We start from the raw sequence: 5,119 nt of genomic DNA on the forward strand, positions 1-5,119 counted from the left end.
TGCCACCGGACGTGGCGTCATGCCGAAATCCTGCTCGTCGGGGCCATCCTGGCGCCCGGCAAGCGCACCGTGACCAGCATCTTGCGCATCTGCGGCCTCAGCCGCGAGCGCCACTTCGTCAACGACCATCGCGTGCTCAGCCGGGCCCGTTGGAGTGGGCGCGAAGCGGCCCGGCTGCTGCTGGGCCTGCTGATCCAGGCCTTTGTCCCGGCGGGTCCGGTCATTCTCGGTCTCGACGACACCATCGAGCGCCGCCGCGGCAAGCGCATCAAGGCCAAGGGCATCTACCGCGATCCGGTGCGCTCCTCGGATGCTCATTTCGTCAAGGCCTCGGGCCTGCGCTGGCTCAGCCTCATGCTCCTGGCTCCGATCCCATGGGCGGCCCGCACATGGGCTCTGCCGTTCCTCACCGCCCTGGCACCCTCCGAGCGGTACTGCCGTGAGCGCAGACAGCGGCACAAAAAGCTGACCGACTGGGCCCGCCAGATGGTGCTGCAGGTTCGGCGCTGGCTGCCCGAACGCGAGCTGGTGCTGGTCACCGATATGGGCTTTGCCGCTCTGGAGCTGCTGGCCGCTTTGTCGCGTCGGGGGGTGATCTGCATCACGCGGCTGCGGCTCGATGCGGCTCTCTACGAGCCGGCCCCATGGCGCCGGCCGGGGACGGCGGGCCGGCCGCGCACCAAAGGCGCTCGCCTGCCGACCCTGTCTGAGGTGCTCATCCGCACGAGCACATTGCGATCCGTCAGGAAAGTGAGCCCGATACTGGCAAGGGCCGCAGCCTTTTGTTGCCTCGAGACAACGGACTGAACATAGGGGCTGCCGAAAAGACCGGAAAAGCCGTGTCGCTTGATACTGTTGTTGAGGCGCGGCAGGCTACTTTGCGACAGGTTTGCCGTATGAAGGAGCAGCTCCGATCCAATGGTCGCCGCATGATCGGCAACTATACTCGCGATTACCGGCCTGCTCAACGAACTGCTCAGCGGGTAATTGCCGAGATACTTGGCATGGGCCCGAATGGCCGGCTTGACGCCCCTTTCGATGAAAGCCTCCCGGCCATCAAGGCAGATAAAACGGGCGCCGAACCTTGCGGCGGTCTGCTCCAGCAGTGGCTGGTCGATGGGCTCGCCCGCGCCGACCGCAACGGCATCGATATTCTGAAAGCCGAGTTCCTGAAGTCTGAAAAGCAGGTAAGTGCTATCCAAGCCGCCACTGAACATTGTCACGACCGGTTTAGAGTGATCGCTAAAGGTCACGATATCTTCAAAGCTCTCAATGCGACCAATCAGCCGATTTATGGGTGACGCTGGAGTGTTCATGATCCCATCTTCCTCTCAAAGATAGTGCCGGCGGTGGTTCCGACGATTATGAGGGCGGCCCCGCAGAGGCTGGGAAGTGTCAGCGGTTCAGACACAATAACGGCAGCGAATAGGAGGCCAAAGAGCGGCTCGGTACCCATCAGCAGGCCAACGCGGGTCGGCGTGCTGCCCCGAATGGCAGCGTTCTGAACATAGAAGGCCGCAATTGTGCAAAGGAGTGAGAGGAAGGCGACGGATGCCCAGAACTGACCACCGCCTTTGACCGCCAATTCGGAAGCGCCACTCTGCAGCAGGAAGAGCGTAACCGTAAGGATGGCGACAGTGGAGGCTTGAAGGGTCGTCAAGGCGGCTGACGATACAGGGCGACCGGCCATCAGCCGCTTCGTCGTGACCACCAAAATAGCCCGCAATACGGCGGCGCTCAGAACAAGAAGATCCCCGAAGGTGAAAGCGGTCGTTCCTCCCATCAAGGTGGCGACACCTAAGCAAGAGCATCCGGCGCCGGCCAGAACGCCAATCGGCGGCAACTTTCTTGAGAGTCCATAGTCAAAGATGGGCGTGAAAACAACGCACAATGAGATGATAAGCGCGGTATTTGAGGCGTTCGTTGAGGACACGCCATAGGTCTCTGCTAAGAGAATCGCAAACAGGATAGCCCCCAGTACAACGCCGCGCGCACAATCCCCACGAAGGGTTGCGGCAATTTCCTTGTGTGCGACAAAGGACATGGCGACTGCAGTGATCAGGAACCGGTAAAAGATGAGGACGAGAACAGGTGCAAAAACGAGCGCACCTTTCGCCACTGGATAGCTTGCACCCCAAACCAATGCGATCCCGAGGACGGACAGATCCGCCGAGAAACCACTTATCGGCTGGTGCCACGCCAACGTTCCGCCACTGCTGCCGCTATCCACGTTTTGTGTCCTCTTGCATCTTGAACCTTTAGGACCTGGCGGTATTCAGCAGGCCGAGTCGCTTACTCAACGAGAGAGGCAAATCGCGGGCCAGCGGCGCTCAAGCGCCTTAGAAGACTGAGGTGGCTTGGTTTGTTTGAACAGCGTTTTCGGCTGGATAAGTGGAGCGTCTGCCGGGGTCAGGCCGCCGCAAGCTGCGGCAGCGGGTCGAAGTAAGCCTGATCGGGTGTCTTGCGGTCAAGGGATGAATGAGGCCTCCGGCTGTTGTAAAAAGTCAGATAGCGGCCGATTGAGGCGCGGGCCTCGGACACGCTGTCATAGGCCCTCAGATACACCTCCTCGTATTTGACGCTGCGCCAGAGCCGCTCGACAAAGACGTTGTCGCGCCAGGCGCCCTTACCGTCCATGCTGATTGCGATCTCGTTCTTGAGCAGGACATCCGTGAAGGCCATCGACGTAAACTGGCGCCCCTGATCGGTGTTGAAGATCTCCGGCCGCCCATACCGGGCAAGCGCCTCCTCCACGGCTTCGATGCAGAAGGCGGCCTCCAGGGTGATCGACAGCCGCCAGGCCAGAACCCGCCGGCTGAACCAGTCGACCACTGCCGCGAGATAGACAAACCCGCGAGCCATGGGGAGTGGAGTAAGAAGCGCGAATGCGCTTCTCCTCCCCGAACCGTACATGCACCTTTCAGCGCATACGGCTCTCTATTCAAGCTTGGCCCATGGCCATAGCAACATCCTGATAGTGCGATGTGACGGTGCTGCGGGCTTCGCTCCGGAAGATGTATGGGTTTTCCTCCGGATTGCGCCACCGGAACCGCGCCTTGGGGCTTGAGACAAGCCTGTGGAGCGCTTTGCCGATGGCCTCGCCACGCTCAGTCCGACCGTAAACAAGCCAGGTTTTTGCCTTGCCCGATTCCGGGGCCTTGTACCACTTGCGCATCAGAGGCTTGATGCGGGATCGGTATTTGTGCCCCAGCCAATGCGCCAGCTTCCAGAACACGACATGGTCGATGTGCCGGAACACGGACGCAGTGAAGTCGGTGAACTTGTAGAACGCTGCCCAGCCGGCCAGTTGCCGGTTGAGGCTGGCGATCATCTCGACCGTGCTGACACTATGATGGCCGGAGAGGACCTCAGTCAGTCTGCGAACAAACCCCTTGGCCTTCTCCTTGGGTATCGTCGTGACGACAGACATACGTCCGTGCGCCCCCCGCTTGCGAATGATCCGATGCCCCAGAAAGACGAAGCCGTCATTGACGTGGGTGATATGGGTTTTGCCCATATTCAGCGTCAGCTTCAGGTCACCTTCCAGAAAGGCACGGCATTCCTCACGGATCTCTTCTGCCTGAGCCTTGGTTCCTTTTACGATCACGACAAAGTCGTCAGCGTATCGACAGTAGGCGATGGCCGGCTTCCATTGTCGGTTCTCACGAACCGTAATGGGACGGCCTTGCTTGATGCCGAAGTTCCAGGCCCATCGATCCTTACGCGCCTTGTCACTGAGGTATTTCGCCTCGAGCCACGCATCAAACTCATGGAGCATGATGTTGGACAGGAGCGGTGACAGAACGCCACCTTGCGGAACGCCTTCGCTGGAGGCCACGAACAGGCCACGATCAATGTGACCCGCCTTCAGGAACTGACAGAGAAGATCGACAAATCGCCTGTCCTGCACCCGCCGCCGCACACATCGGAGAAGCAGCCGGTGATGGACCGTATCGAAGTAGCTTGCCAGATCACCCTCGATGATCCAGCGGCCCCTGGTCGTATCGGTTCCATCCTGAAGCTGTATCTTCACGGTACGGACAGCATGATGCACGCTCCGCTCAGGCCGGAAGCCATAGGAGAGCCGATGGAAATCGCTTTCCCAGATCGGCTCCATGACCATCAGCATGGCGCGCTGGACAATGCGGTCTGTTAGGGTCGGGATACCCAATGGTCGCAGTTTGCCGTTCGCTTTCGGGATGTAGATTCGCTTGACCGGCTGAGGGCAGTAGCTGCCCGTCAGCAGGCTCATCCGCAGATCGGCCAGATGCTGATCCAGTCCGGCCTGCAGCTGTTGCTTATCCTTTCCGTCAAGGCCCGGAGTTCGAGCGCCGCTCGACGCCAGAACGATCCGGGCGGCTTCGGCAAGCCACTCCCGATCGGCAATGAGCCGAAGAAGGCGATCGAACCGTCGGTTCGGATCATCTTTGGCCCATGTTGCGAGCTTGTGCTGCATTTCGCTGATTATCAAAGGTCTTCACCTCGTTGGGTCAGGTAGTTTGCACTTCAAGCAGTTTGAACTGTTCCCCTTCGCCATGTGACAGGCTTTCCCTGTCGCGGACTACTACGGGAACTCCGCCAGCATGATGGACATCAGGGTCAACTCCCTTGGCATTCCACCATGCCTTCCCTCGTTCATATGCTGGACATCTTGCGTATTGGTGAGGCTGCCGGTCGCAGTCTTTGTCCTTGCATTCTGCAAGTCGATGCCGATGCCATGGTCTGGCTGTGTTCTCCCCATGGCCCTTCGCGAGCGTCCTACATCTCTGCTCACGTTCGGATGCACGCCGTCCTTCGTGTCCGGCGACATCATCAGCATTCCGCCTGTTAAGCCGTGTAGGCGGAGGCGACATTCCAGCCCTCAGATGCGGGTGAACCGGTTCGTGTTCCTCAACCTTCCAATACTTCAGCCTCGGGAATCATCTCGGCGTAACGGCTTCGCCTCAATCCCCTTTACCTGCGGGCTCCGTCACCCTGCCAGTTGACGGCAGGTCACCGCCGCTTGGGCTCATGCCCCCTCACAGCAGGGGGCAAGGCATTCTCCTTTTCTCCTTTCTCCTTGCATTCCAGACATATGCACCCCGGACCATCCGGGACGAGGCGCACTGTAGGTGATGTC

The 5,119-nt window shown here is 59.8% G+C and carries 3 protein-coding genes and 2 pseudogenes; 1 reads left to right on the plus strand and 4 read right to left on the minus strand.

Going from position 1 to position 5,119, the window contains the following annotated elements; genetic code table 11:
- A partial coding sequence (locus tag DDF70_RS35255; RefSeq protein ID WP_162820897.1) for an IS701 family transposase occupies positions 1 to 807 on the plus strand: 807 nt, incomplete at its 5' end.
- A 143-nt stretch (positions 808 to 950) separates the two neighbouring features.
- Here DDF70_RS35255 and DDF70_RS38580 read toward each other — a convergent pair.
- From DDF70_RS38580 to ltrA, 4 genes and pseudogenes are all read right to left on the minus strand, one after another.
- Positions 951 to 1,316: pseudogene (locus DDF70_RS38580) on the minus strand (argininosuccinate synthase domain-containing protein); the annotation flags it as partial.
- Positions 1,313 to 2,230, minus strand: coding sequence for a DMT family transporter (locus tag DDF70_RS35265; protein WP_245435778.1), 918 nt, complete (start codon positions 2,228 to 2,230; stop codon positions 1,313 to 1,315). The gene DDF70_RS35265 and the pseudogene DDF70_RS38580, both read right to left, overlap by 4 nt.
- A 179-nt stretch (positions 2,231 to 2,409) precedes the next feature.
- Positions 2,410 to 2,877 (minus strand): annotated as a pseudogene (locus DDF70_RS35270) (transposase); the annotation flags it as partial.
- A 64-nt stretch (positions 2,878 to 2,941) separates the two neighbouring features.
- Positions 2,942 to 4,456: a group II intron reverse transcriptase/maturase gene (gene ltrA / locus DDF70_RS35275; protein ID WP_114949008.1), complete on the minus strand. Its 1,515-nt coding sequence runs from the start codon at positions 4,454 to 4,456 to the stop codon at positions 2,942 to 2,944.
- Between the last annotated feature and the right edge of the window lie 663 nt (positions 4,457 to 5,119).

It is taken from the genome of Microvirga calopogonii (genome assembly GCF_003347665.1).
Taxonomy (GTDB): Bacteria; Pseudomonadota; Alphaproteobacteria; order Rhizobiales; family Beijerinckiaceae; genus Microvirga; species Microvirga calopogonii.